Origin of the sequence: Laedolimicola sp., assembly GCF_051972735.1 — a bacterium.
GTDB lineage: Bacteria > Bacillota > Clostridia > Lachnospirales > Lachnospiraceae > Laedolimicola > Laedolimicola intestinihominis.
The window spans coordinates 14,643-39,678 of sequence record NZ_JBOKYU010000006.1; the positions used below are offsets into that span (position 1 = coordinate 14,643).

General features: G+C 54.0%; 26 protein-coding genes. 1 reads left to right on the forward strand and 25 read right to left on the reverse strand.

Features of this window, described 5'->3' with window-relative positions; all coding sequences use genetic code 11:
- Positions 1–73: 73 nt before the first annotated feature.
- From ACTRC3_RS02955 to ACTRC3_RS03060, 22 genes are all read right to left on the reverse strand, one after another.
- Positions 74–685 (reverse strand): LPXTG cell wall anchor domain-containing protein, encoded by a 612-nt coding sequence (locus tag ACTRC3_RS02955; protein ID WP_178038001.1) that lies wholly within the window; start codon positions 683–685, stop codon positions 74–76.
- A gap of 23 nt (positions 686–708) precedes the next feature.
- A complete protein-coding gene (srtB, locus tag ACTRC3_RS02960) occupies positions 709–1,473 on the reverse strand; it encodes a class B sortase (RefSeq protein ID WP_178038000.1) in 765 nt (254 codons plus the stop codon).
- A gap of 6 nt (positions 1,474–1,479) precedes the next feature.
- Positions 1,480–2,466 (reverse strand): LCP family protein, encoded by a 987-nt coding sequence (locus tag ACTRC3_RS02965; protein WP_349164117.1) that lies wholly within the window; start codon positions 2,464–2,466, stop codon positions 1,480–1,482.
- Positions 2,450–3,160, reverse strand: coding sequence for a CpsD/CapB family tyrosine-protein kinase (locus ACTRC3_RS02970; RefSeq protein ID WP_440321453.1), 711 nt, complete (start codon positions 3,158–3,160; stop codon positions 2,450–2,452). The genes ACTRC3_RS02965 and ACTRC3_RS02970 overlap by 17 nt, the downstream gene beginning before the upstream one ends.
- Before the next feature lie 15 nt (positions 3,161–3,175).
- Positions 3,176–3,913 (reverse strand): YveK family protein, encoded by a 738-nt coding sequence (locus ACTRC3_RS02975; RefSeq protein WP_440321455.1) that lies wholly within the window; start codon positions 3,911–3,913, stop codon positions 3,176–3,178.
- A gap of 16 nt (positions 3,914–3,929) precedes the next feature.
- Positions 3,930–4,649 (reverse strand): CpsB/CapC family capsule biosynthesis tyrosine phosphatase, encoded by a 720-nt coding sequence (locus ACTRC3_RS02980; RefSeq protein ID WP_440321457.1) that lies wholly within the window; start codon positions 4,647–4,649, stop codon positions 3,930–3,932.
- 340 nt (positions 4,650–4,989) lie between these two features.
- Positions 4,990–7,083, reverse strand: a complete 2,094-nt coding sequence (locus ACTRC3_RS02985) for a polyribonucleotide nucleotidyltransferase (RefSeq protein WP_349164122.1) — start codon at positions 7,081–7,083, stop codon at positions 4,990–4,992.
- A 190-nt stretch (positions 7,084–7,273) separates the two neighbouring features.
- The gene (gene rpsO, locus ACTRC3_RS02990; protein WP_158361885.1) at positions 7,274–7,540 is read right to left on the reverse strand and encodes a 30S ribosomal protein S15; all 267 of its coding nucleotides are present in this window, start codon (positions 7,538–7,540) and stop codon (positions 7,274–7,276) included.
- A gap of 135 nt (positions 7,541–7,675) precedes the next feature.
- Positions 7,676–8,701 (reverse strand): C40 family peptidase, encoded by a 1,026-nt coding sequence (locus ACTRC3_RS02995; protein WP_440321460.1) that lies wholly within the window; start codon positions 8,699–8,701, stop codon positions 7,676–7,678.
- 154 nt (positions 8,702–8,855) lie between these two features.
- Positions 8,856–9,347 (reverse strand): restriction endonuclease, encoded by a 492-nt coding sequence (locus tag ACTRC3_RS03000; RefSeq protein ID WP_178037992.1) that lies wholly within the window; start codon positions 9,345–9,347, stop codon positions 8,856–8,858.
- Between the two features lie 4 nt (positions 9,348–9,351).
- Positions 9,352–10,257 carry a bifunctional riboflavin kinase/FAD synthetase gene (locus ACTRC3_RS03005; RefSeq protein ID WP_440321461.1) on the reverse strand — a complete coding sequence of 302 codons (906 nt, stop codon included), beginning with the start codon at positions 10,255–10,257 and terminating at the stop codon, positions 9,352–9,354.
- A gap of 30 nt (positions 10,258–10,287) precedes the next feature.
- Entirely contained in the window at positions 10,288–11,214 is a 927-nt protein-coding gene (gene truB, locus ACTRC3_RS03010) for a tRNA pseudouridine(55) synthase TruB (protein WP_440321463.1), read from the reverse strand.
- Positions 11,207–12,172 (reverse strand): DHH family phosphoesterase, encoded by a 966-nt coding sequence (locus tag ACTRC3_RS03015; RefSeq protein ID WP_440321465.1) that lies wholly within the window; start codon positions 12,170–12,172, stop codon positions 11,207–11,209. The genes truB and ACTRC3_RS03015 overlap by 8 nt, the downstream gene beginning before the upstream one ends.
- A complete protein-coding gene (gene rbfA / locus ACTRC3_RS03020; protein WP_178037988.1) occupies positions 12,159–12,545 on the reverse strand; it encodes a 30S ribosome-binding factor RbfA in 387 nt (128 codons plus the stop codon). The genes ACTRC3_RS03015 and rbfA overlap by 14 nt, the downstream gene beginning before the upstream one ends.
- Before the next feature lie 24 nt (positions 12,546–12,569).
- On the reverse strand, positions 12,570–15,266 hold the full coding sequence (gene infB / locus ACTRC3_RS03025; RefSeq protein ID WP_440321468.1) for a translation initiation factor IF-2: 2,697 nt from the start codon (positions 15,264–15,266) through the stop codon (positions 12,570–12,572).
- A gap of 54 nt (positions 15,267–15,320) precedes the next feature.
- The gene (locus tag ACTRC3_RS03030; protein WP_178039753.1) at positions 15,321–15,632 is read right to left on the reverse strand and encodes a ribosomal L7Ae/L30e/S12e/Gadd45 family protein; all 312 of its coding nucleotides are present in this window, start codon (positions 15,630–15,632) and stop codon (positions 15,321–15,323) included.
- Positions 15,613–15,885 carry an RNase P modulator RnpM gene (gene rnpM / locus ACTRC3_RS03035; protein WP_178039752.1) on the reverse strand — a complete coding sequence of 91 codons (273 nt, stop codon included), beginning with the start codon at positions 15,883–15,885 and terminating at the stop codon, positions 15,613–15,615. Before rnpM ends, ACTRC3_RS03030 begins: the two co-directional genes overlap by 20 nt.
- Positions 15,878–17,053 (reverse strand): transcription termination factor NusA, encoded by a 1,176-nt coding sequence (gene nusA, locus ACTRC3_RS03040; RefSeq protein WP_178039751.1) that lies wholly within the window; start codon positions 17,051–17,053, stop codon positions 15,878–15,880. Before nusA ends, rnpM begins: the two co-directional genes overlap by 8 nt.
- 33 nt (positions 17,054–17,086) lie before the next feature.
- Positions 17,087–17,554, reverse strand: a complete 468-nt coding sequence (locus ACTRC3_RS03045; protein WP_178039750.1) for a ribosome maturation factor RimP — start codon at positions 17,552–17,554, stop codon at positions 17,087–17,089.
- A gap of 129 nt (positions 17,555–17,683) precedes the next feature.
- On the reverse strand, positions 17,684–19,117 hold the full coding sequence (gene purB / locus ACTRC3_RS03050) for an adenylosuccinate lyase (protein WP_178039749.1): 1,434 nt from the start codon (positions 19,115–19,117) through the stop codon (positions 17,684–17,686).
- 81 nt (positions 19,118–19,198) lie between these two features.
- A complete protein-coding gene (purF, locus tag ACTRC3_RS03055; protein ID WP_440321471.1) occupies positions 19,199–20,650 on the reverse strand; it encodes an amidophosphoribosyltransferase in 1,452 nt (483 codons plus the stop codon).
- Positions 20,651–20,909: 259 nt separating this feature from the next.
- Positions 20,910–21,044 carry a hypothetical protein gene (locus ACTRC3_RS03060; protein WP_440321473.1) on the reverse strand — a complete coding sequence of 45 codons (135 nt, stop codon included), beginning with the start codon at positions 21,042–21,044 and terminating at the stop codon, positions 20,910–20,912.
- Positions 21,045–21,150: 106 nt separating this feature from the next.
- Between ACTRC3_RS03060 and ACTRC3_RS03065 the strand changes: the two genes are divergently transcribed.
- Entirely contained in the window at positions 21,151–22,113 is a 963-nt protein-coding gene (locus tag ACTRC3_RS03065) for a Gfo/Idh/MocA family protein (RefSeq protein ID WP_440321474.1), read from the forward strand.
- A 147-nt stretch (positions 22,114–22,260) separates the two neighbouring features.
- Here ACTRC3_RS03065 and ACTRC3_RS03070 read toward each other — a convergent pair whose 3' ends face one another.
- Genes ACTRC3_RS03070 through ACTRC3_RS03080 form a run of 3 tightly spaced genes read right to left on the reverse strand, consistent with a single transcriptional unit; the run spans position 22,261 to position 25,011 of the window.
- Positions 22,261–23,388, reverse strand: coding sequence for a DUF362 domain-containing protein (locus ACTRC3_RS03070; RefSeq protein ID WP_440321475.1), 1,128 nt, complete (start codon positions 23,386–23,388; stop codon positions 22,261–22,263).
- Positions 23,389–23,402: 14 nt separating this feature from the next.
- Positions 23,403–23,597 carry a DUF6472 family protein gene (locus tag ACTRC3_RS03075; protein WP_440321477.1) on the reverse strand — a complete coding sequence of 65 codons (195 nt, stop codon included), beginning with the start codon at positions 23,595–23,597 and terminating at the stop codon, positions 23,403–23,405.
- A gap of 10 nt (positions 23,598–23,607) precedes the next feature.
- On the reverse strand, positions 23,608–25,011 hold the full coding sequence (locus tag ACTRC3_RS03080; protein WP_440321479.1) for a glycosyltransferase: 1,404 nt from the start codon (positions 25,009–25,011) through the stop codon (positions 23,608–23,610).
- Positions 25,012–25,036 lie beyond the last annotated feature (25 nt).

Genomic DNA, 25,036 nt, shown 5'->3' on the forward strand with positions numbered 1-25,036 from the left:
TGTTCAGGTCCAGGACAGGGGAGCTTCTCAAAAGCTCAAAGCTCCTCTGTTCCATCCCCTCATCTGGCTTAGATTAAGCCTCTTTCTTCTTCAGTGCTACAGAAGCTGCGCCGAGAACAACTGCTGCGCCGATCCACATCATCCAGTCAGATGCTGCTCCGGTCTTCGGAGAAGCTGCTGCGGATGAGGAAGAACTGCTGCTGGAGCTGCTGGAAGAGCTGCTTCCGCCGTTGCTGCTGCCTGTGTCAGCGACAACTACAACCGGAGACAGGCTTGCGAACTTGGCAGTTACAGTCTTGGCCGCTGCATCGAAGCTGGACTCTACTACTTCCCATGCAGTTCCGTTGAAGTGAAGAACGGTTACGTTCTTTACGGAGCTGGTCAGGTTCTGAACGTTGAAGGTTACAACGTACTTGCCGTTCGCGTCCTTCTGAGCGCCGTCAGCCTTTACATCCATAACCGGAGTAAGAGCAGTCTTGCCCTCTACAGCCTTCTTTACCTCTTCCGGAGAATTCTTAACCATTTCGGTCAGGTTCTTCTCCTCGCCGTTCTTCGCATCGATCGCTACTGTGTAGCCAGAGCTTACAGTTACGCCTGTAACTGCGCTGCCTGCTGCGCATACGGTCAGAGTCTGGGCTGCCAGAAGTCCAACAATCATCAGTGTTGCAAGAATCTTCTTTCTCATGTTTCTTACCTCCATATCCTTTCTTAAGATTCTATAGATACCAGTACAGCTTGTACCAGGTATCGTCGGTCTGCCTGGCCCTTGTAGCAGGTGGAGAGGGTGATAATCTTATCCTCCTCGGTCACCGGGATGTCGGTGTCTACAAAGGCGTTCATGTCGCGGATGTTCCGGACACTGTCGAGATACGCCCGGAATACGTCCGGGTCCTTGAAATCAAAGCTCAGCATCAGATGCCGGCTGTCGTAGAGATATGCCGCGAAAATGGTGTAATGCAGGATTTTATCCGGCATGTAGATGGTGATATCTCTGTTGTTATCGAAAAACTCCCGGTCACTGTAGTTGTGAAGGGTACGGAACATGCTTCCGTTCTTCATGTTGTGGCCGTAGATGATGGTATTCGGATCGGTAAAGTCCTTGCTGTTATAGTCCTCGGTGAAGATGGCCCCGGCGATGCTCCCGGCTCCGTCTACGCTGTGGTTCAGGTAATAGCCGTTATCGCCCTCCCGCTGCAGGATGGGGTAATCCACGTTGGTGCCCGGGATGGTGATCCAGGCGTAGATATCCGGATTTTCCGCCTGCAGGGCTTCGAAATCCACCGGGATATCCAGCGGTTCTTTCTCTTCCTCCGGCTCCGCTTCCACGGTTTCCGGTTCTTCTGTCTTTGCCTCTTCCCGAAGCTCCTCGTACTCTTCTCCGGCCTTCTGCTCTCTTACCAGCTTGACGCCGCCCACGACCAGGCATAGGATGGCTGCCGCGCCGAGAAGGTACGCAATTGTTTTCTTCTTCATAGCGTTCTATTCCGCCTTTTTATAAAATGTCTCCAGAATCTTCTGATACAGGGCGCCGTTGTCCACATGGTATTCGTCGTACTGTTCGCCCTCCACGCCCTCGCCCGGAATCGTCCAGCGCTCCACGGTCTCGCCTGTGGAAAGTGCTTCCATGAGCTTCACAAACCAGTCATTGCTGATGCTGGTGACCAGATAGGGCATCAGGTCTTCGTAGAGCTTTGTGACCTTGGACGGGTCTGCCGCGGCTGCATTGCCGAAGGCGTCCAGGAAGGCCTGCTGGCGCTCCATGCGGGTAATGGCCGACTGGCTGACGCCGGTGTCCCGGCTCCGCAGGAAGATCTCCGCGTTCTCCGGGGTGATGGTCGCCTCCGCGCCCTCCCGGAATTCCGGATAGCGCTCCGCCAGACTGTCATTGGGAACGGTGACGGTCACATCGCCGAAGCTTCGAAGAAGCTCGGGGATTCCGTCCAGGCTCATGGCGCAGACGCCCTGGATGGGCATGCCGTAGAGCAGGCTCGACACCGCATTTTTCGAGAGCTCCAGGCTCTTGAAGCCGCCGTCGCCATAGCCGTAGGCCAGGCTGATATGGTTCTCGGTGAGTCCTAAGGAGCCGCCGTTCTGGTCAAATACTTCGATGGGCGTCATGGTGTCTCGGGGGATAGATATCAGGGTGACCTGATTATCTACCCGGTCCCAGCTTATGAGATACAGGGCGTCTGACTGCCCTGCGTCTGCGCTGCCTGTCTCGGTCTCTGCCTTTTCCCGGGTATCGACGCCCAGGAACAGAAAATTACTCAGATGATCGTTGTATTTGTATGTGGTTCCCTGCCAGGTGACGGTCCGGTAATCTCCGGTATCGTCCGTCTCTTCCAGGACGTCCTCCACTTCCGCTTCCGCCGGTTCGGCTTTTGGCTTGCCGCAGCCGCTCAGGAGCGCCGCTGACAATGCCAGGAGTCCTGCCATTTTCCACAGCTTTTTACTTCGTATTTCCATAGCCATTATAATATCCGTAGTGTCCGTAATATTTACTGTAATAGGTATCCTGCTGCATATCCACCTTGTTGAGCACAGCTCCCAGAATCTTACAGCCGGTCTGCTCAATCTGCTTCTTCACACGCTGCAGCGCCTTGTAGCTGACCTTCTTGCTCTCTACAACGAGAATCACGCCGTCGCACCACTTCGCCGCAATCAGGGCGTCGCTGACGCTTAAGACCGGCGGCGCGTCCAGGATGATAAAGTCATACCGGGAGCGCAGGCTCTGGATCAGATTGCCCATGGCTTCATCTTCCAGAAGCTCCGAGGGGTTCGGGACGCTCCGTCCCGCAAAGATGATGTCCAGGTTCGGGAAATTGCTCTCATAGCACAGGTACTCCGGGTCCGCTTGTCCGCACAGGTAGTGGGACAGTCCGGTGATGCCCTTCTGCTTCACCTGATAGCGGCTTACCAGCATGGATTTCCGGATATCCGCATCCAGGAATAAAACGCGTTTTCCCATATTTCCAATCTCACGGGCCAGCTGGAAGGCGATGTCGCTCTTTCCCTCGTTGGGGTAGCAGCTGGTGGCGAGAATGACCTGTATCCCTCTTCCGGCAAACTGCAGGTTGGTACGCAGGGTTTTTATGGCCTCTTCATAAAGGCTGTCCGCTTTTTTCGGATCTATCATGACCACTTTTCTATCTGATGCCATCTGTCTCTCCTCCTGCTACCGCTTTTTGGCCGGTTTGCTTTTCTTCGTTTTCTTTTTCTTGCCTGTGATGTAGTCCTTACGATCGGGCACGCTGGCCAGGGTCGGGATACCCAGGTATTTCTCGATATCCTCCTCGGACTTCACAGTGTCATCCATGACGGTGTACAGGGTTACGACGCCGCAGCTTATGACGATGCCTAAAAGAATGCCCAGGGCTGTATTTTTCATGGTGCTGGGGCTGGACTTATGATCCGGCACTTCGCCCTCGTCGATGATCTTCGGGGGAACGCCCTCCATCTTGTCTCCGATGAATTCCGAGGTCACAGCTGCGATATCATCCACGATCTCCTTGGCCATCTTCGGGCTCGGATACGTCACGGTAATCTCCATGATCCGGCTGTCGGACGGATTGCTGATCTGTACATTTTCTTTCAGATCTTCATACTCCATATCCAGGTTCAGGTCGTCGATGACCCGCTCCAGTACCTGACGGCTGACGGTCAGGATCTCATAGTCGTTGGTCAGCTGGGTGCCCATCTGCAGATCCGCCAGCGAGGAGAGGGTGGTCTCCTTGGTCAGGACCAGCATGGTGGTGGTGGACTCGTACATGGGCGTCATCAGAAGCTTCGTGCCCGCAAATGCCAGGGTTCCGCCTACAATCGCTGCCAGTATAATCCACAGGATCTGCTTTTTCAGTGCGTAGAAAAGCTCCAGCAGATCGATTTCTATCACTTCATTCTGTCTTTTTTCCATCTCTTATGTATCCCCTCTATAGATTCTGATTGGTCAGCACCTGTCCGGCGTGATCCCGGCATATCCGCGAAAGCTCTTCCCCACTAAGATGTGTCTCCAGCCATTTCATGGCCTCGGCCACCCGGGGCGGTCTCCTGTGAACGCTATGCATGTCGGTTCCCAGAAAATGGATATTGCCCTCTTTCAGCTGCTTTCTGCACCAGCGCTGATCCTTATCGAAAAGGCTCGTGCCGATGCTGCCATAATTCATCTGGATGCAGGCGCCTGCTTCTGTCAGCTCCTCCAGGCCTTCTGTCCGCAGCGCTCCGTAGCGCTCTGCATGGGCCAGTATGGGAAGGTAGCCCTCCAGGCGCAGAGTCCGCAGGCTCTGGAACAGAGCTCCGTAGGACACGGAGGGCAGATATTCCACCAGCACGTAGGAGCTGTCTGCCAGGGTGAGAAGCTCTCCCCTGTCCAGTTTTTCCGGAACGCTCTCTTCCCAGCAGATCTCCTGGCCGGGATAAATCCGGATCTCCGATGCGATGGTTTCCCGTGCTTCTTTTTCCAGTTTTTCGCATTTCTCCCGAATGCGTTCCGGGCAGTCGTTACGGAACTGTCTGGAATAATGGGGCGTGGCTATAAAGGCTTCGACGCCCTGCTCCCAGGCCATCCGCACCAGGGCCAGGCTCTCTTCTTCATCCTTCGCGCCGTCGTCCATTCCCGGCAAAATGTGACAATGTATATCTGTAATTTCCATTCTCTGTAACCTTATAAATTACCGTTTTCTGCTATGTCTATGTAAAATACCCCCCCCCGAAAATTTTTGATTTCCGGAGGGGTATTCCTATTTTCAGCTTATGTCTTATCCTTGGTAATGCTACCACATTTCGACAAGAATGTCCATACATCGATATTCTTTTCCGGCTTTTCAGAACTTTGCACAAGTTTTCTCTGGAAAATAGTTACATGCATTAAATTTTGCCCATATTTCATGTACGTCTGCTCTTTTTGTTATTTTGTAAGAAAGCTATTGCATAAAAAAATCTGCCGGAAATTTCTTTCCGGCAGATCCTGCACTTCTTATTATATTATAATGCTTACGCGTTCTCCGGCAGATCCTTGATGGAGAAGCTGAAGCGTCCCATCTTGTCCTTGCCCAGGCATACCACCTTCACGATGTCGCCCAGTGTCAGGACGTCCTCCACACGGTTGATACGCTGTTTTGCGATCTTGGAGATGTGTACCATGCCCTCTTTGCCCGGAGCAAACTCCAGGAATGCGCCAAACTCCTTGATGCTGACTACCTTACCGGTGAGGATCATGCCCTCTTCAAAATCGGTTACGATGGTCTTGATCAGTTCGATGGCCTTGTCCATGGCAGCCTTATCTGTACCGCATACGGATACAGCGCCGTCGTCGTCAATGTCGATCTTCACGCCGGTCTGCTCGATGATGGCGTTGATGGTCTTACCTCTCTGGCCAACCACATCGCCGATCTTCTGCGGGTCGATCTGGATCTGTACAATCTTCGGTGCAAACTCGCCTACCTCTTTACGCGGCTCGCTGATGCAGGGCTTCATGCAGTTGTCCATGATGTAGAGACGTGCCTCGCGGCAGCGGGCGATTGCGCCCTCTACGATGGGACGGGTCAGGCCGTGGATCTTAATATCCATCTGGATGGCAGTGATACCCTCGGTGGTACCGGTTACCTTGAAGTCCATGTCGCCGAAGAAGTCCTCGAGACCCTGGATATCGGTCAGCAGTACGAAATCGTCGTCGGTCTCGCCTGTTACCAGACCGCAGGAGATTCCTGCTACCATCTTCTTAATCGGTACGCCTGCTGCCATCAGGGACATACAGGACGCGCAGGTGGAAGCCATAGAGGTGGAACCGTTGGACTCGAAGGTCTCGGATACGGTACGGATCGCGTAGGGGAACTCCTCCTCGGACGGCAGTACCGGCAGCAGCGCACGCTCAGCCAGCGCTCCGTGTCCAATCTCACGACGTCCCGGTCCGCGGCTGGGCTTTGTCTCGCCTACGGAGTAGCTCGGGAAGTTATAGTGATGCATATAACGCTTGCTTGTCTCATTTTCATCCAGACCGTCCAGGCGCTGTGCCTCAGACAGCGGAGCCAAGGTACAGATGTTGCAGATCTGGGTCTGTCCTCTGGTGAACATGGCGGAACCGTGTACACGCGGAATAATATCTACCTCTGCAGCCAGCGGACGAATCTGGGTAATGGCACGTCCGTCCGGACGCTTGTGATCCTTCAGAATCATCTTACGTACGGTCTTCTTCTGATACTGATATACAGCCTCGCCCAGAACCTCGAGCCACTCATCCTTTTCTGCAAATGCCTCTTCCAGGCGCTCGGTAATTTTACGTATGTTCTCCTCACGCTTCTGCTTCTCATCGGTGAAGACTGCCTCTTCCATCTCTGCGGGCGGTACAATCTCTCTGATAGCCGCGAACAGCTCTTCCGGTACTGCGCAGCTGGTGTAGCTGTGCTTTTCCTTGCCGCACTCTGCTACGATCTGGTCGATGAACGCGATAACCTGCTGGTTTACCTCGTGAGCCTTATAAATAGCCTCGATCATCTTTGCCTCGGGAATCTCGTTAGCTCCTGCCTCGATCATGATGACTTTTTCTCTGGTGGATGCTACGGTCAGCTTCAGGTCGGATACCTTATAGTCTGCCTGACCCGGGTTTACGATGAACTCACCGTCGATCATACCGATCTGTGTCATAGCACAGGGGCCTGCGAACGGGATATCGGAAATCGCAGTAGCGATAGCGGAGCCCAGCATTGCTGTCAGCTCCGGGCTGCAGGTGGGATCTACGGAAAGCACCAGGTTGTTCAGGGTTACGTCGTTCCGGTAATCCTTCGGGAACAGCGGACGCATGGGACGGTCGATGACACGGGACGTCAGAATCGCGTTCTCGGAAGCCTTACCCTCACGCTTGTTGAAGCCTCCCGGGATCTTGCCTACGGAATACAGCTTCTCCTCGTACTCTACGCTTAAGGGGAAGAAGTCGATGCCGTCACGGGGCTTGTCGGATGCGGTAGCTGTGGAAAGCACGGTGGTGTCACCGTAGTGCATGAAGGCTGCGCCGTTTGCCTGCTTTGCTACACGTCCCACATCTACTGTCAGGGTACGTCCGGCCAGCTCCATAGAAAAACTCTTGTACATAATATTCTCCTTGTCTGGTTAGAGGTAGGAGACTCGTTACTGTGAACAGTAACATAGAAACCGAAACTACTGATTTGCGCGGGATGGACTCCTGCGTATATCAGTGGTCTCGGAACATTTCTCCTACCGTGAATGGGTTACACAAAAACCGGGCGAAAGAACCGTGAGATTCCTCCGCCCTTTTGGAAACTTATTTTCTCAGTCCTAATCTCTCAATCAGGCTACGATATCTCTCGATATCCATCTTCTTCAGGTATGCAAGCATGTTACGTCTCTGACCAACCATCTTCAGAAGTCCTCTTCTGGAGTGATGATCCTTCGGGTTTGCCTGCAGATGAGCGGTCAGCTCCTGGATACGCGCGGTCAGGATAGCTACCTGTACCTCCGGTGAACCTGTGTCACCCTCTTTTAAACCGTACTCTGCGATAATAGCCTGCTTCTTGTCCTTTGCGATCATGATGTTTCCTCCTTATATTTTTTATACGCTGGGTATCAAGCAATGGTCGGAGTGTCCGATAACCGGATACCAGCAAACTCATACTCCGATAGTGTATCATAGGGAATATGGGGTGTCAAGGGTGATTTTTCAAAATCAGTCCTGTAAAATCCGGGCCGCGCTCACCGGGCTTCTGTAGTACATATTGGAAATGGTGATGCCGGTGCGGGCGTTGCTGGCGTGAACCACACGGCCGCCGCCGATGTACATGGCCACGTGGTTGATCCGTTTGCCGCTGCCATAGAAAATCAGGTCTCCCGGCTTCACGTCGCCGACGCTGATCTTCGTGCCGCAGTTAGCCTGGGCTCTGGATGAATGGGGCAGAGAGATACCGAAGTTCCGGTATACGGCCAGAGTAAAGCCGGAGCAGTCCGCGCCCTTGGTCAGGCTGGTGCCGCCCCACACGTAGCGGTTACCCACATACTGCTTAGCGAAATCACAGATAGAAATGCGTACGTCGGTGACGCCTTCGCCGTACAGCGCTTCGGACAGAGTCAGGGCTGTGTCCAGCTCGCTTTTCACATTCACGTATTCCGACGCCACATAGCCGTCCTCGCCGTCGATATCGACTTTGATCCAGTCGCCCATATCCTCGATAACCTGAAGCTCCTCGCCTGCCGGAACCTTGGTCCAGTAATCCGCGTCGGTGCTTGGCTCCATCCGCACATACAGGGAGTCTGTATTCACCTTCGCCATGGTCTGTCCCAGCTGAAAGGCCAGGTCGATGGCTTCCTGTCCGGTATACAGGTACTCGGCCTTCACATAGCCCTCTACCTCGCCGGACTTGATATGGGCCCATTCGCCGTCGATCCCCAGCACCTCACAGGCGCCGTTTTTGCGAAGCTTACCCACCAGGGAGCTGCTGCCGTCCGCCACCTCGCGGATGTTCAGGCTGTCGTCCACGTTGGCAATGGCGATATTCACATAGCCCTCCAGCGGCGTACCGGTCCATACCACCTCCGCGGTGGCCTGGGTCTGCTCCTCGCTGTCTGTGGTCTGATCAAAATTGGATGCGATTCCCTCGCCGAGACCGTCCCCCAGCGGCGCAGCCTGCGCCTGCATGCCGACCATGGCCATGAAAATCGCACCCATTACAAATCCCGCTTTATATCTTTTAAACATACAATCCTCCGTATTGATTATCCGGTATAATTATTACAATTTTGTTAAGAACCTATTACACCTTATAATAATCGGGAAGATTTGTCAAGGAAATCTTTTTGATTCACGTGGATTTTGCGGATTTCTGTGGGATTTCTGTGGGTTTTCCGCAGAATTACCGCCGCACCCGCCGTACCAGCCGGTTCAGTTCGTCCCGATCCCACAGCTCCACGCCGATTTCATCCGCCAGCTCCTCCGCCGACGGGGTAAAATAGCTGTTGGTCAGTACCACCGGCACGTCGCAGCCGTAGAACTCGGCTCCGGCGTAGGCTTCCTGTACCGCCTTATTGCTGATTTTCGCCCGGTAATGCTTGCACTGGATGGCGTAGGAGACTCCGTCGCGCTGCGCCAGCACGTCCACGCCCTGGTCGCCACTGCCCCGGGTGACCTCCACATGAATATAGCCGTCCCGCGCCAGCAGTCCGCCCACATATTCCTCAAATTCCCAGCCGTCCATGTCGTCATAGTCGGCCCGGCGGAAACGCCGGCGTTCCTTCCGCCAGCCATGAATCCGGCCGGCGCACCGGAATATGGTCTTAAAAGGCCAGAACAGCACCCGCAGTAGAAACAGTGCGGGTGCCGCTATCAGATAATAAAATAGTCTCATGAAACTAGTTTTCTCTTTCTCCAAAATATTTTCTGCCCCAGGCCACGTCTTTCTCAATCCGCTCCTTTAAGGCTTCCAGAGAATCAAATTTCCGCTCCGGGCGCTCAAAGCCATAGAAGGATACAGTCAGCGTCTCCCCGTACAGATTCCGGTCAAGGTCAAACAAAAAGGTTTCCACACCTTTTCGCGTCTCTCCGCCTATGGTCGGCTTGTAACCGATGTTGGTGATGCCCTCAAAAATCTCGGAAGCAATCCGGGTTTTGGTGGCATAGACGCCGTTGGGCGGCAGCAGCTTTGAAAGCCCCGGCTGCTGATTGATGGTGGGAAGCCCCAGGGTCCGACCAATCTGATGGCCATAGAGCACCTCTCCGGTCACGGAATAGGCGTAGCCCAGCAGCTGATTGACCAGCTCCATATGGCCCTGCTCCAGTTCCTTACGGATCCGGGTACTGCTGATTTCCCCGCCGTCATAGCAGGCTTTTTCTACTACCTCCACCTGAAAACCGCATTCCTCCTGCATGTCCTCCAGAAGCCGGTAACTGCCCTTCCGGTTATGGCCGAAATGAAAGTCCGTCCCCACAGCCAGATATTTTACATGCAGCCTCTTTACCAAAATCTCCCGCACAAAATCCTCTGCCTCCATATGGGCTATGGATTCCACAAAGGGACACTCTATCAGATAGTCCACGCCCCATTTTTCCAGGAGATTTCTCCGCTCCTCCGGGAGCAGAAGGGTGGACCGTTCTCCGAAATCAAAGGTAAAAATCAGAGCCTTTAAGCCTTCTTCCTTCTTTTTTAAAATGCGGTTCACCAGAAGCTGATGTCCCACATGAAGCCCTTCGAACTTTCCCAGGGAAATGGCTGTCGCTTCCGTTGTCTCAAATTCTGTCGTTCCGGTAATTAATCTCATGGTAAATCCTTTATCCTATCATTTTATCCCTCAGGATAAAAACATTTTCTCGGGCTTATAGCATCTGCCGCCCTGTTCCCGCCGGTAGAGCCCCCGGAAATTCCCTTCGGAATTGTATACACGCACGCAATTGCGCTCCAGCTCCGTACCTTCCGGCGGGCGCTCCCCGGTCGTTTCCGCGATATCCTCTTTTCCAAAAGGATTGCCGTTTTGAATCAGGCGATCGCTCTCCTGCCTGATACGGACTGCCGGGCAGGCCGCGAAGACGTCGTCCACCGGAAGCAGTACCTCCTCGATGCGGCCCTCATGCATCATTGCCTCCAGTTCGGAAAGCTTATGGCTGTCCGCCAGTTCAAAACGGTCTACTTTGGTACGCAGCAGACTTTTCATACAGCCGCCGCAGCCTAGCTTTTCACCGATGTCCTGACAGAGGGTGCGGATATAGGTACCGCTGCTGCAGGTCACCGTAAAGGTCACCTCCGGGAGCCGGATTTCGTGAATCTCCATATCCAGAATCCGTACCCGTCTGGCCTGGCGCTCCACCTCTTTGCCTTCGCGGGCCAGCTCATAGAGCTTTTTTCCGTTGACCTTCAGGGCCGAATACATGGGCGGGACCTGGTCGTAGTCGCCAAGGAAGCTCATGATCGCCTCCCGGACCTGCTCCCCGGTGGCTGTCACCGGCGCTTCTGTCAGCACCCTGCCGGAAGTATCCTGGGTGTCGGTGGTCTGTCCCAGCAAAAGCACTGCCCGGTAGGTCTTCTCTTTTTCTGTCAGAAGTCCGCAGAGCTTTGTGGCATTTCCCAGACAGACAGGAAGAACTCCCTCCGCATCCGGATCGAGAGTTCCCGTATGGCCTATCTTTTTCTGTTTTACGATTCCGCGGAGCTTCGCCACCACGTCGTGTGAGGTGAAGCCCGCTTCTTTATAGACGTTGATTACACCATTCATGTTATACATCCTGATTCTGATTCAGCTGCTTTTCGATGTGCAGGGTCAGATTGTTGACCACATCGTAAAAGGTTCCGTGCATGGTACAGCCCGCCGCCTTTACGTGCCCGCCGCCGCCGAAATAAGCGCAGACCGCGCTGACGTCCACGGGGCCGTTGGACCGAAGGCTGACCTTATACTGATGATTGCCTGTTTCATAGAGGAAAATGGCTACTTCCACGCCGTCGGTCACGCGCAGCTGGCTGACAATACCGTCCAGATCCGCAGGAATTGCTCCGTAAAAATCCATATCCTTTTCCCGGATGCGGCCTACGATAACACGGCCATCCAGCAGAAGAATGCTCTCCACCAGCGCGCGGCCCAGAATCTGGTTCTGGATGTAGGTTTTCTTATAGAAGGTCTCATCCACAATCCGGCTGAAGTCGATGCCTTTGGCAATCAGGCTTCCCGCGATCTGCATGGTCTTCGGGGAAGTATTGGAATACTGGAAAACGCCGGTATCATGGACAATGCCCATGTACAGCGCCTCCGCTGTGTGTCTGGAAATTTTTTCCTCTTCCATGGTTTCCCAGGCAAGCTCCGACGCGCTGCTGGCGTCGGCTACTACCCAGTTCACATCCGCAAAACCCGGATTGGTAACGTGATGATCAATGCACACTGTATGCTTCGCGGCGTCCAGATACCTGACCGCCGCTCCCAGCCGCTCTTTGTCACTGGCGTCCAGAGAGATAAATAAGTCATAGACCTTATCCTCATTACAGTCCGTCTTTACCAGCTCCGCGCCGTTCAGGAAGCGGAACTTGGGTACGATCTGTTCCAGATATACGTCCGCCTGAATCTCCGGGTAATTGTCCCGGAGATAATTCCACACGCCCAGACAGGAACCCGTGCAGTCCCCGTCCGGACGGATATGTCCGCTGATCGCCACTGTCTTCACATCTGTAAGCTCATCCTTAAGCCTGATCATCCTCTTCATCCTCTTCTTTACTGCCCTGGTTTACGTCGTCGATAAGCTTTGACATATGGACGCCATACTCGATAGACTGATCCATGACAAAGCGGATCTCCGGGGTGTTGCGCAGGTTGATAGACTTGGCCAGAGCACGGCGGATATAGCCCTCCGCGCTCTTAAGGCCTGCCAGCGTATCTGCCTGGGCCTGCTTGTCGCCCAGGACGCTGATGTAGGCCTTTGCGGTCTTCAGGTCCGGGGCAACCTCCACTTCTACCACCGAAGTCATCGGGCAGATGCGCGGGTCCTTGATCTCATTTAAAATGATATTGCTCAGCTCCCGGCGCACCTCGCCGTTGATTCTTGTATTTTTAATACTGTTTTTTCTCATATATTATTCACCTCAGACAATGCCCTATCTCGGCACCTCTACCATGGTGTAAGCCTCTACGATATCCAGCTCCCTGATGTCGTTGAACTTCTCGAAGACCAGACCGCACTCGTAGCCTGCCTTGACTTCCTTCACGTCGTCCTTGAAACGCTTCAGGGACGCCAGCGGGCCGTCGAAGATCTGCTCGCCCTCGCGGGTGATACGGCACTTGCAGCCTCTCTGGAATACGCCGTCCAGCACATAGGAGCCTGCGATATTGCCCACGCCGGACGCCTTGAAGATCTGACGCACCTCTGCGTGGCCCAGCACCTTCTCCTCGAAAATCGGATCCAGCATGCCCTTCATGGCTGCCTCTACGTCGTTGATGGCGTCGTAGATGACGCGGTACAGACGCAGATCCACCTTCTCGCGCTCCGCGGTTTCCTTAGCAGTCGCGTCAGGACGCACGTTGAAGCCGATGATAATGGCGTTGGACGCTGCCGCCAGGCTGACGTCGGACTCGTTGATGGCTCCTACGCCACCATGGATAATCTTTACTACTACTTCCTCGTTGGAGAGCTTTAAGAGACTCTGCTTTACGGCCTCCACAGAACCCTGTACATCGGCCTTTACGATGATATTCAGCTCCTTTAAGTTGCCAGACTGAATCTGGGAATACAGATCGTCCAGGGACATCTTGAGCTTGGTATCCTCGATGAGCTTCTCTCTGCTCTCTTTTACATAGGTCTCGGCAAAGGCTCTTGCCTCCTTGTCGGTCTCCGGAGATACGAAGATCTCTCCGGCGTTGGGCACGTCATTGAGACCCAGAATCTCGACCGGCTTGGACGGTCCTGCCTCTTTCACGCGGCGGCCATTGTCATCCATCATGGCGCGGACCTTACCGTGGCAGGAGCCTACGGCAATGGGATCTCCCACATGCAGGGTTCCCTTCTGTACCAGCACGGTAGCAACCGGGCCCTTGCCCTTGTCAAGCTCTGCCTCGATAACCAGACCTCTCGCCCGACGGTTCGGGTTGGCCTTCAGCTCCAGAACCTCAGATGTCAGCAGAATCATTTCCAGCAGGTTATCGATACCCTCATGGGTATGGGCGGATACCGGGCAGAAAATGGTGCTGCCGCCCCAGTCCTCGGGAATCAGCTCATACTCGGTCAGCTCCTGCTTTACACGCTCGATATTAGCGCTGGGCTTATCGATCTTATTGATGGCAACGATGATCTCGATGCCTGCGGCCTTGGCATGGTTAATAGCCTCAATGGTCTGGGGCATTACGCCGTCGTCGGCTGCAACTACCAGGATGGCGATATCGGTGGAGTTGGCTCCACGCATACGCATGGCGGTGAACGCCTCATGTCCCGGTGTGTCCAGGAAGGTGATCTTCTGACCGTTGATGCTTACCACGTAAGCACCGATGTGCTGGGTGATTCCGCCTGCCTCGCGGTCAATGACATGGGTGTCACGGATGGCATCCAGCAGGGAAGTCTTACCATGGTCTACATGACCCATAACGCAGACTACCGGCGGACGGGATACGAGTGTCTCATCGCTGTCTTCCGTATCCTCCAGCATCTTCGCGATGACGTCTTCCTTCTCCTCGGGAACCGGATCGAAATTCATTTCCATAGCCAGCTCGCCTGCCGCCTCAAAGTCCAGCTCGGAGTTTACGGTTACCATCTTGCCTGCCAGGAACAGCTTCTTGATGATCACGGACGGCTGAATCTTCATCTTCTCCGCCAGATCATGGATGCTGATCATCTCCGGAATTTCAATAACCTTGGGGGTGTTGTCTTCTTTCTTAGGCGCAGGTGCCGGCTGACGAGTCTGAGCAGCGCCCTTACCTCCCTTGCCGCCCTTCTGATTCGGACGGTTACCGCCCTGGTTCGGACGACGTCCGCCCTGACCCGGCTTGCCATTCCAGCTATCATTGAACTTTGTGTTCTTATCTTTCTTGGTATCATCATTGCGATTCTTATTCTCCGCTCTGCGGTTCTCGTTCTTACGAAGCTCTACCGGTGCTGACGGGATATCCATGGAAGAACGACGGTTGTCTCTTCCCTGGCCTCCTCTGTTCTGGCCGTCGCGGTTCTGATAGCCGCCGCTTCTCTGGCCGTCACGGTTCTGATAGCCGCTGCCCTGACCATCGCGTCTCTGGTAGCTGCCGCTCTGGCCGTCTCTTCTCTGACCGTCGCGGTTCTGATAGCCACTGCCCTGACCATCGCGTCTCTGGTAACCGCCGCCCTGGCCGTCTCTTCTCTGACCGTCGCGGTTCTGATAGCCGCTGCCCTGACCATCGCGTCTCTGGCCGTCTCTTCTCTGACCGTCACGGTTCTGATAGCCGCCCTGACCGTCTCTTCTCTGACCATCGCGATTCTGTGCCGGTCTGCCCTGGCCTGCCGGTCTTGCGTTATTCTCAGACGCTGCCGTACGGGACTGGGGCGCTGCTGCCGGTTTTGCCGCCTCTGTGACCGGTTTTGCTGCCGGTGCTGCCGCCGGCTTTACTGCCTCGGTCTTCGGAGCCGGTGCCGGTGCTGCCGCAGACTTTGCCGGTGCTGCCGTCGGTTTTGCCGCAGGCTTTGCTGCCGGACGGGACTGTGCCTGACGGGCTGCCTGCTGCTTTTTCTCGGCTCTCGGATCCTTGATGCCGGTCTTACTGTTGTGGGTATTGTATACAGCAATGATCTTTTTCTTCTTCTTTACTTCCTGTTCTTCTCCATTTGTATTCATATGGCTGTTTCCCTCCAAATTTCTACCTCCGTTATGATTGATTGTTCAGCTTCTTCACAATCTCAAATTCTTCTCTATACTCTTCGCAAGTCCCTCATCCAGAATCGCCAGGGACGCGCGGAATTCCTTGCCCATCGCGTGGCCCAGCTCCTCTTTTCCACCATAGAAATACACAGGTACTTCGTAGTAGTCACACATATTTTGGAACTTCTTTTTTGTATTATCGGACGATTCATCCGACACAATGACAAGCGCCGCCTTTCCGGACTTGACCGCGTGCTCCGTGGCGAATTCGCCGCTGGCGGTCTTTCCTGCCTTCTGGGCCAGGCCTATCAGGGATAATACTCTATTCTGTGCCAAGCTCATCCAACTCCTTTTCCAGGCTGTCGTACACTGCTGAAGGAATGGCCATCTTCAGGGAACGCTCCAGGCCTTTGTTCTTCCGGGCTTTTGCAAGACATTCCTTAGAAAAACAAAGATACGCGCCCCGACCGTTCTTCCGGCCTGTGGCGTCCAGCACAATTTCATCCTCCGCTGTCTTAAGGACTCTCAGCATCTCTTTCTTGCTTTTCATTTCCTGACAGCCCACGCACTGGCGCATCGGTACTTTTTTATTCATCCTGACTCTCTTCCTCTGTCTCTGTCTCAGCTGCTTCTGCGGCCTGCGCTTCCTCGTAAGCCTGGGACTCCTTATACTCCTCGAAGTCCTCGTACTCCTCGTACTCCTCGTCTACGTCCAACCAGCCCTCGATTTCTCTTGCCTGGGTCTCGCTCTTGATGTCAATCTTGAAGCCGGTGAGCCTTGCTGCCAGTCTCGCGTTCTGGCCTTCCTTACCGATGGCCAGGGACAGCTGATAATCGGGAACCACAACCTTGGCTGTCTTATCCTCCGGATCAGCCAGGACCGCGATCACCTTGGCCGGGCTTAAGGCGTTCTCAATCAGCAGGGCCGGATTCTCGTTCCAGTTGATGATGTCGATCTTCTCGCCGCGCAGTTCATTTACAATCGCGTTGACACGGGCGCCGTTCATACCGACGCAGGCGCCTACCGGATCCACGTCCGGATCGTTGGACCATACGGCGATCTTCGTTCTGGAGCCTGCCTCACGGGCGATGCACTTGATCTCCACAATGCCGTCCCGGACCTCGGTTACCTCGGACTCAAACAGGCGCTTTACCAGCTCCGGATGGGTTCTGGACAGCAGGATACGCGGTCCCTTATTGGTATCCTTTACTTCCAGGATATATACCTTGATACGCTCGGTGGGCTTGAATACCTCACCCTTTACCATCTCGTTTTCATTGAGGATGGCGTCTACCTTACCCAGGTTTACGCTGACATTGCGGCCCAGGTATCTCTGTACGACGCCGGTCACAACCTCTTTCTCCATGCCGTAATACTGGTTAAACAGAGATTTTCTCTCTTCCTCGCGGATCTTCTGCAGGATGATGTTCTTGGCATTCTGTGTGGCGATACGTCCGAATTCCTTGGATTTTACTTCCACATTCACAATGTCACCCACCTCGTACTTGGGGTCGATCATCTTCGCGTTGGACAGGCTGATCTCGGTCACATCATCCTCTACCTGCTCTACGACCTTCTTCTCCGCAAGTACGGAGAACTGGCAGGTAACCGGGTCGATGTTGACCTTAATATTGTCGGCCTTGCCAAAGTGCGCCTCACAGGCTTTCAGCAGAGAGTTCTCGATGGCCTCCAGCATGGTCTCCTTGCTGATATCCTTTTCTTTCTCCAAAAGCTCCAGAGCTTCCAGCAGTTCTGTGTTCATTCTTTTCTTTCCTCCTAGTTTTTCACTCTTCTATTAAAAATCAAACGCCAGACGAATCAGCGCAATGTTGTCTCTGTCAAATATCTGTTCCTGTCCGTCCTCTGTCTCAATGGTTACCGTGTCCTTATCCCAGGCTTTTAATACGCCGCGGAATTCCTTCTGCCTGTCTACCATGCGGTAGGTGCGGATCTCCACTTCTTCGCCCTTGCTCCGGATAAAATCACGTTCTTTTTTCAGCGGTCGGCCAAGGCCCGGGGAACTGACCTCCAGAATGTAGGAATCGTCGATGAAATCGTCCCGATCCAGCAGATCGCCCAGCTCCCGGTTGACTACCTCGCAGTCATCCACCGTGATTCCGCCCGGCTTATCGATGTAAGCCCGCAGATACCAGTTACCGGCTTCTTTTACATACTCCACATCCACCAGCTCGAAGCCGTTGGCTTCCATGATGGGCATGAGAAGCTTCTCTGTCTTCTGTTCGTACTCTTCTCTCTTTGTCATAGTCTTCCTTTCCCTGGGCGGTCGTGTTTTTTATTTCAAAAACAAAGAGTGAACTTTCGTTCACTCTTTGTCGGCCGCGCTATTTATTCTATTACAATGTAGCACACTTTTTCCATAAATGCAAGGGGTTTATACGTTAATTTCTGCTTTTTCTCCGAGAATATCGCTGTATTTCTCCAGAATCGGCTTTACCACCTGTCCCAGGAACGCGTCTACCTGCTCCGGGGCGCGTCCCACGTAGCGGGAGGGCTCCATAGTCTTCTTCAGATCCTCCAGGGAAAGGCCGAAGGCAGGGTCTGCGGCAATCAGCTCCAGCAGGTTATTTTCTTCGCCGTTTACCTTCACATTCTTTCCTGCTTCCATGGAAAGCTCACGGATGCGCTCATGCAGCTCCTGGCGGTCGCCGCCTGCCTTGACCGCGTCCATCATGATGTTCTCTGTGGCCATGAAGGGCAGCTCTGCCATCATGTGCTTGCGGATCACCTTCGGGTATACTACCAGGCCGTCTACCACGTTCAGGCACAGATCCAGGATGCCGTCGATGGCCAGGAAGCCTTCCGGAATGGACAGACGCTTGTTGGCGGAGTCGTCCAGGGTACGCTCAAACCACTGGGTGGCGCTGGTGATGGCCGGGTTCAGGGCGTCCACGATCACGTAGCGGGACAGGGAAGCGATTCGCTCGCTGCGCATGGGGTTGCGCTTGTATGCCATGGCGGAGGAACCGATCTGGGATTTCTCGAAGGGCTCTTCCACTTCCTTCAGATGCTGCAGAAGGCGGATGTCGTTGGACATCTTGTGGGCGCTGGCTGCAATGCCTGCCAGCACATTCAGGACACGGGTGTCCACCTTACGGGAGTAGGTCTGGCCGGATACCGGGTAGCACTCCCTGAAGCCCATCTTCTCCGCGATCATCGGATCGATTTTATTGATTTTCTCTTCGTCGCCCTCAAACAGCTCCTTGAAGCTGGCCTGGGTGCCGGTGGTTCCCTTGGATCCAAGAAGCTTCATGGTGGAAATCACGTGCTCCAGATCCTCCAGGTCCAGGCAGAATTCCTGCATCCACAGGGTCGCTCTCTTTCCCACGGTGGTGGGCTGGGCCGGCTGGAAATGGGTAAACGCCAGGGTCGGCAGATCCTTATACTTATCAGCAAAAGCTGCCAGCTCATTTAACACGTTGACCAGCTTCTTATGAACCAGCTTCAGGGCCTCGGTCATGACGATGATGTCTGTATTGTCGCCCACATAGCAGGACGTAGCGCCCAGATGGATGATGCCCTTTGCCTTCGGACACTGGCAGCCGTATGCGTATACGTGGGACATGACGTCGTGGCGTACCTCTTTCTCACGGGCCTTTGCCACGTCGTAGTTGATGTCGTCCTGATGGGCCTTCAGTTCATCAATCTGCTCCTGGGTGATGGGCAATCCCAGCTCCTTCTCGGTTTCAGCCAGGGCGATCCACAGCTTTCTCCAGGTGCGGAATTTCTTATCCGGGGAAAAGATGTACTGCATCTCCTTGCTTGCGTAGCGCTCGGATAAGGGGCTTACGTATCTGTCTGTACTCATGTTTTCTCTCCTCTTTGTTTTTCCATTTATTTTACTATATTTCCCGCCATATCACAATCTTATTTTCCGGGCTTATTTTTCTTATTTTTCAAAGCTGCCCCGGATATCCTCGGTGGGCGGCGCAATCGGGTAGTCGCCGGTAAAGCAGGCCGTGCAATGGCCCATGCCGCCAATCATCTCGCCCAGGCGTTCTGTCTTCAGATAGGCCAGGGAATCAGCCCCGATGACCTGGCGGATCTCCTCGATGGTCCGGTTATGGGCGATTAACTGCTCCTCCGCCGGTACGTCGGTACCGAAATAGCAAGGGTGCAGGAAGGGCGGGGAGCTGACCCGCATATGTACCTCTTTGGCTCCGGCGTCGCGGAGCATCTTCACAATGCGGTCGCTGGTGGTGCCGCGGACGATGGAATCATCGATCATAATCACGCGCTTTCCATTGACTGCCTCTTTCAGGACATTCAGCTTCACCCGGACGCTGGATTCCCGGCTGCTCTGGCCCGGCTTGATAAAGGTACGGCCCACATAACCATTTTTCACAAAGGCGGTACCGTAGGGGATGCCGGACTGAAGGGAATAGCCGAGGGCCGCCGCATTGCCTGACTCGGGTACGCCCACCACCAGGTCGGCCTCCACCGGGCTGTCCATGGCCAGGAATCTGCCTGACTGAATCCGCGCCTGATAGACGCTGACGCCGTCGAAATGACTGTCCGGGCGGGCGAAATAGATGTATTCAAAGATGCAGCGCGCCTCCTGATCCTTCGGAAGGCAATGGCTCTTATCCGATTCGATGCCTTTCTGGGGCGTAATTGTCACGATCTCGCCGGGCTCCACGTCCCGCACAAAGGTGGCGCCGATGGTATCCAGGGCGCAGGTCTCACTGGCCAGGATGTAAGCGTTGTCACGCTTGCCGATGCATAAGGGACGGAAGCCGTAGGGGTCTCTGGCTCCGATGAGCTTTCTGGGGGACATGACAATCAGGGAATAGGCTCCCTTGATCTTATCCATAGCCCGGGAAACTGCTTCCTCAACGCTTCCCGTGTGGATTCGCTCTCTGGCGATATGGTAGGCGATGACCTCGGAATCAATGGTGGTCTGAAAAATAGCTCCAGTGTATTCCAGCTCCCGGCGGAGCTCCGGCGCGTTGACCAGGTTGCCGTTGTGGGCTAACCCTAAGGTTCCTTTCACATAATTTAATACCAGCGGCTGGGCGTTCTCTCTGGTACTGCTGCCCGCCGTGGAATAGCGGGTATGTCCTACGCCGATATCGCCCTTCAGGGCGCTTAACTGGTCCGGCGCAAAGACCTCATTTACCAGGCCCATGCCTTTATGGCTTTTTACCACGCCTTTGGGGCCGTTCGTATTGCTGACCGCGATGCCGCAGCTCTCCTGTCCTCTGTGCTGCAGGGCAAATAAGCCGTAATAAATCGTAGAAGCCACGTCGTTGCCGTCGAAATCATAGATTCCGAACACGCCGCATTCCTCACGGAGCTTCTCGTCCTCTTCGTATTGTTCATGGATTTGTTCTCTGTTCATGGGGTACCTCCGTCCTGTGCTTTTCTTATAAAGATGCTTTTCTGTACGGATGACGGTCAGATAAGGCCGTCGGAATTTACTCATTTAGTACGTACAAAAGTATAAACCATGATTTTTTGAAATGCAAGGGCGGATCGGGGGACGGTTATTACTTATTCTAATTGATAATTTGGTGGTTTTCTTATAAAAATGCGCAGAAAAAATCCCGGCGTCTCTGCTTTTTCGGTCAGGGGCGCCGGGGTTCGAAATGTTTTTGGTTTTATGCTTCGCCGAGGAAATATTTTCCGTACCGGTCTGCAGCGAGGATAGCCGCGTAAACGGACTCCGGCGTCACCTCAAAGGGCATATTGTGCAGAGTATCATTTTCCGCGCAGGCAGCCTCGGCAACCGCCATCAGCTTCTCCTTCGTCGTTTCTTTTCTTGACTTTCCTTCCCCTGCCCCCTATTCTATAAGTAATCCTACGTTTACAGGAAATTTGTTTTGGAAAAAGGAGTTTTTTATGAATCCTCTTCGTATCGGTATTTTGAGTACTGCCTCTATCGTACCGCGGTTTGTGAACGCTGCAGGAACTGTGGAAGGCTGTGTGGTGACGGCTATCGCTTCGCGGAATCTGGAAAAGGCCGCTGAGAAGGCGCGGCTCTGGCGGATTCCGCAGGCTTTTGGAAGCTATGAGGAGCTGATTGCCTCGGATCTGGTGGATATCGTCTATATTGCGACCATCAACAGCGAGCACGCCCGCTATGCGCGGCTTGCGCTGGAGCAGGGGAAGCATGTATTCTGTGAGAAGCCTTTCGCGCTGAAGCCGGCCGAGGTGCGGGATCTTTTTATGCTGGCCCGGGCGAAAGGGCTTTTTGTAATGGAAATGCAGAAATGCGTCTTTCTGCCGGTGGTGCAGGAGTTGAAAAGGCGCATTCAGGCCGGTGAGTTTGGCCGGATTACCATGGCAGATTTTTCCAGTTCCTTTGATGCAGGCTATAACAGCTGGATGTTTGACGCGTCCAAGGGCGGCGGACCTCTCTTTTCCAACGCCAGCTACAGCCTGCAGCTGATGCAGTATCTCTTCGATTCCTTTGTAACGGAGCAGACCGGGCTCTGCACCCGCGCGGACAGTCCGGTGGAAAATCAGTTTGCGGCGGTGATGCGCATGGACAACGGCCTTATCTTCACCAACAAGACCAGCACGGCGGCGGATACAGTCCATGTTGGCTATCTCTACGGGGAAAAGGGTTATATTGAGCTTCCGGATTACTGGAAGGCGCGAAGGGCGGTTCTTCATTTTAAAGGACAGGATCCTGTGGTGCTTGACTATCCCTGCGACTTCGAGCTTCGTTATGAACTGGAGCACGCTCTTAGCTGTATCCGGGCCGGGCTGACCGAGAGTCCGGCGATGACAGAAGAGATGTCTGTACGGACTATGGAGACTCTGGACGCTCTGCATCGGATGTGGAATCCTGCGATGTGATCTCCGGAAGGACTTTTTATAGAATAGGGAATTCTGAAGAAAAGCTGCAGGTTATACGGAAGCGAGAATAGCGCTTCCGTATAACCTGCAGCTTTTTCTTTAAGTTCAGTGATCTGTGCAAGCTTCGTGGGATTCTTTATGTATCGCCTACATCTCTATCAGCTCATACTCCCTGCTTCCCAGGCCTATCTCTTCGCCATGCTCCAGGCAGCTTTTGTACTCGGAATCTACCGTCGTATTTTCGAAATGGTCGTGATGATCGCAGAAGTCTGCTTTCTTCATGTTGTCGGAAAGTACGCTGTTGGGAAGGGGCTGCTGCTTTAAGCACAGATCCGCGCAGGCCTGATCAAGAGCCAGCGGGTCAAAGGAGGCCAGCATTCCCACGTTAGGCAGTATCGGCGCGTCATTTTCCCCATGGCAGTCGCAGTAAGGAGACACATCCACAATCAGGGAAATATGGAAGTTGGGACGGCCGTCTACTACCGCTTTAGCGTATTCTGCCATACGGCAGTTCAGCTCCTTCGTAGCCGCGTCGTTGACGAACCGGATAGCGTCGAAGTTGCAGGCGCCCAGGCACCGGCCGCAGCCCACGCAGTTTTCCGCGTTTACGTGCATTTTTTTCGTGGTCTCATCGAATTCCAGACCCTGGTTCGCGCATTCCCGCATACAGCGCTTGCAGCCGCGACAGACCTCCGGGTCGATGGTCGGCTTTCCATTGGAGTGCTGTGCCTTCTTGCCGGCACGGGAGCCACAGCCCATGCCGATGTTTTTGATGGTACCACCGAAACCGGTCATCTCATGACCCTTAAAATGTGTCAGGCTGATGAATATGTCCGCATCCATGATGGCACGGCCGATTTTCGCTTCTTTGATGTAGGTACCACCCTTCACCGGAACTGCGATATCGTCGGTTCCCTTAAGACCGTCTCCGATGATCACCGGACAGCCTACTGTCATGGGCGTAAATCCGTTTTCCCAGGCGCAATACATATGCTCGATGGCGTTCTTACGGCTGCCCGGATACAGGGTATTGCAGTCGGTCAGGAAGGGAATTCCGCCCGCCTCCTTTACCATGTCTGCCACAGCCTTGGCGTAATTGGGCCGCAGATAGCTGATATTTCCCAGCTCGCCAAAATGCATTTTGATGGCTACGAATTTTCCTTCCATGTCCATGGAGTCAAAACCGGCTTTTTTCATCAGCCGTTTCAGCTTCGTCGGAAGTCCTTCCCCGAGACGTGCCCGGAAGTCTGTAAAATACACCTTTGATTTTTCCATTTCTATCCTCTCCTTTACATCTGATGTCTTACAATCCGATACTCGTCCCCGTACTGGAAATAGGGACAGCTGTGAAAGCTTCCCTGGATAAAGAGACGCATTTCGTCCTCGTCCAAATCCATTTCGCAGACATAATATCCATAATCGTCGTCATACACGTAGTTTCCACACATTTCACAGTTGGTTGCCTTTGGTTTTTTCTTCGTCATTTTTCTCTCCTCACCGCACCGGCGCCAGCACCTTCTGCATGTTCCGCTTCATTTTCTCGGACAGGCGGGCGTACTGGATCAGGTCTTCTTCGTCGAAGCCTGCGAACCTGGCCTCGTCGTAGTCCCGCTGGACTGCCGCCAGTTCCCTTAAAATCGGCTCTGCCTCCGGCTGGAACATGACGCGTACCCGTTTTTCCGGGGCCTTACGCACCAGTTCGTCTTTTTCCCTGCTTTTTTCCTTCTTCTGGCGCACGGGCTTCGGCGTCGGAACGTCCTCCACCTTAATCAGCCCCCTCAGCACCAGCTTCTGAAGCTGCATGCTCAGGGCGCTTCGGGATACCCCCGCGAAATCCGCCAGCTCTTTTTTATTCACCGTGTCGCTCAGATGGCTCAGGCACAGAAGCAGATAGGCCTCCGCGGCAGTCAGATCACTTTTCAGGGCCGCCACCTCCAGATACCTCTGCATCAGCTTCCGTTCCCGGTACTGATCGGAAAGCATGCCTTCCCCGGCCAGAGCCGCGATGCTGACGCCGGTTCGCTCGTCCCCCAGCTTCTTGGTACCCGGCAGCAGCGGAATTCCCACCATGCCGTCACCGGCGGCGTCCACCAGAAATCGATACACCTGAAGCCGGTTTTTCTCATACTCTTCCTCGTCCAGCACATGCTTGTAAAAGTTGTGATAGTACTCAAAGACGCCCAGCTTCATCTGAATGGTCTTGGTCAGGCTGGTTCCCTGGGTGGTGACCAGCGAACCCTTGCGCTTCACATAATAGTAAATAGGCGCGTGCAGAGCCGTGATGCGCTCCGCGAAACGGATGTATTCCAGGTTGAACATAAAGTCCTCGCACCAGCTGATTTCCGCATTCATGCGAAGGGCATGTTCCTCAATAATGGAACGGCGATACAGCTTATTCCAGAGCACGCCGTAATAGTAATCCGCCGGGCTCTCCATCATATGGGCCGCAAACTCTTCAGGGCTCATGACTCCCTCTTCCTCGATATCACCTTTCCGGGATACCCGCTCGCCGACCACCCGGTAGAAATCCGCGATGACCAGATCACAGCTTCCCTCTTCCGCCGCCCGCACCAGAAGCTTGGTGGAATCGGGCGTCATCCAGTCGTCGCTGTCCAGAAACTGAATGTAAGTTCCCCGGGCCTCGGACAGAGCCTGATTTCGGGCCGCTGAGACGCCGGCGTTTTCCTTGTGGAAGACACGCACGCGGGAATCAGACGCTGCGTAAGCGTCACACATGGCTCCGGATTTGTCTTTACTTCCATCATCGATGAGCAGCAATTCAAAGTCTGTATATTCCTGCCCCAGCACGCTGTCTACACAGCGGGCCAGGAAGTATTCCGCATTATATACAGGAATAATAATAGAAACCGCAGGGGTTCCCGCATTTTCTCCCTTCACAGGTCCATCCTCCTTTTGCGTCTGT

Coding starts and splice junctions, on each gene's coding strand:
- ACTRC3_RS02955 (WP_178038001.1), bottom strand. CDS start 685: ATGAGAAAGAAGATTCTTGCAACACTGATGATTGTTGGACTTCTGGCA.
- srtB (WP_178038000.1), bottom strand. CDS start 1,473: ATGAAGAAGAAAACAATTGCGTACCTTCTCGGCGCGGCAGCCATCCTA.
- ACTRC3_RS02965 (WP_349164117.1), bottom strand. CDS start 2,466: ATGGAAATACGAAGTAAAAAGCTGTGGAAAATGGCAGGACTCCTGGCA.
- ACTRC3_RS02970 (WP_440321453.1), bottom strand. CDS start 3,160: ATGGCATCAGATAGAAAAGTGGTCATGATAGATCCGAAAAAAGCGGAC.
- ACTRC3_RS02975 (WP_440321455.1), bottom strand. CDS start 3,913: ATGGAAAAAAGACAGAATGAAGTGATAGAAATCGATCTGCTGGAGCTT.
- ACTRC3_RS02980 (WP_440321457.1), bottom strand. CDS start 4,649: ATGGAAATTACAGATATACATTGTCACATTTTGCCGGGAATGGACGAC.
- ACTRC3_RS02985 (WP_349164122.1), bottom strand. CDS start 7,083: ATGTACAAGAGTTTTTCTATGGAGCTGGCCGGACGTACCCTGACAGTA.
- rpsO (WP_158361885.1), bottom strand. CDS start 7,540: ATGATCGCAAAGGACAAGAAGCAGGCTATTATCGCAGAGTACGGTTTA.
- ACTRC3_RS02995 (WP_440321460.1), bottom strand. CDS start 8,701: ATGTTTAAAAGATATAAAGCGGGATTTGTAATGGGTGCGATTTTCATG.
- ACTRC3_RS03000 (WP_178037992.1), bottom strand. CDS start 9,347: ATGAGACTATTTTATTATCTGATAGCGGCACCCGCACTGTTTCTACTG.
- ACTRC3_RS03005 (WP_440321461.1), bottom strand. CDS start 10,257: ATGAGATTAATTACCGGAACGACAGAATTTGAGACAACGGAAGCGACA.
- truB (WP_440321463.1), bottom strand. CDS start 11,214: ATGTATAACATGAATGGTGTAATCAACGTCTATAAAGAAGCGGGCTTC.
- ACTRC3_RS03015 (WP_440321465.1), bottom strand. CDS start 12,172: ATGATCAGGCTTAAGGATGAGCTTACAGATGTGAAGACAGTGGCGATC.
- rbfA (WP_178037988.1), bottom strand. CDS start 12,545: ATGAGAAAAAACAGTATTAAAAATACAAGAATCAACGGCGAGGTGCGC.
- infB (WP_440321468.1), bottom strand. CDS start 15,266: ATGAATACAAATGGAGAAGAACAGGAAGTAAAGAAGAAGAAAAAGATC.
- ACTRC3_RS03030 (WP_178039753.1), bottom strand. CDS start 15,632: ATGAGCTTGGCACAGAATAGAGTATTATCCCTGATAGGCCTGGCCCAG.
- rnpM (WP_178039752.1), bottom strand. CDS start 15,885: ATGAATAAAAAAGTACCGATGCGCCAGTGCGTGGGCTGTCAGGAAATG.
- nusA (WP_178039751.1), bottom strand. CDS start 17,053: ATGAACACAGAACTGCTGGAAGCTCTGGAGCTTTTGGAGAAAGAAAAG.
- ACTRC3_RS03045 (WP_178039750.1), bottom strand. CDS start 17,554: ATGACAAAGAGAGAAGAGTACGAACAGAAGACAGAGAAGCTTCTCATG.
- purB (WP_178039749.1), bottom strand. CDS start 19,117: ATGAGTACAGACAGATACGTAAGCCCCTTATCCGAGCGCTACGCAAGC.
- purF (WP_440321471.1), bottom strand. CDS start 20,650: ATGAACAGAGAACAAATCCATGAACAATACGAAGAGGACGAGAAGCTC.
- ACTRC3_RS03060 (WP_440321473.1), bottom strand. CDS start 21,044: ATGGCGGTTGCCGAGGCTGCCTGCGCGGAAAATGATACTCTGCACAAT.
- ACTRC3_RS03065 (WP_440321474.1), top strand. CDS start 21,151: ATGAATCCTCTTCGTATCGGTATTTTGAGTACTGCCTCTATCGTACCG.
- ACTRC3_RS03070 (WP_440321475.1), bottom strand. CDS start 23,388: ATGGAAAAATCAAAGGTGTATTTTACAGACTTCCGGGCACGTCTCGGG.
- ACTRC3_RS03075 (WP_440321477.1), bottom strand. CDS start 23,597: ATGACGAAGAAAAAACCAAAGGCAACCAACTGTGAAATGTGTGGAAAC.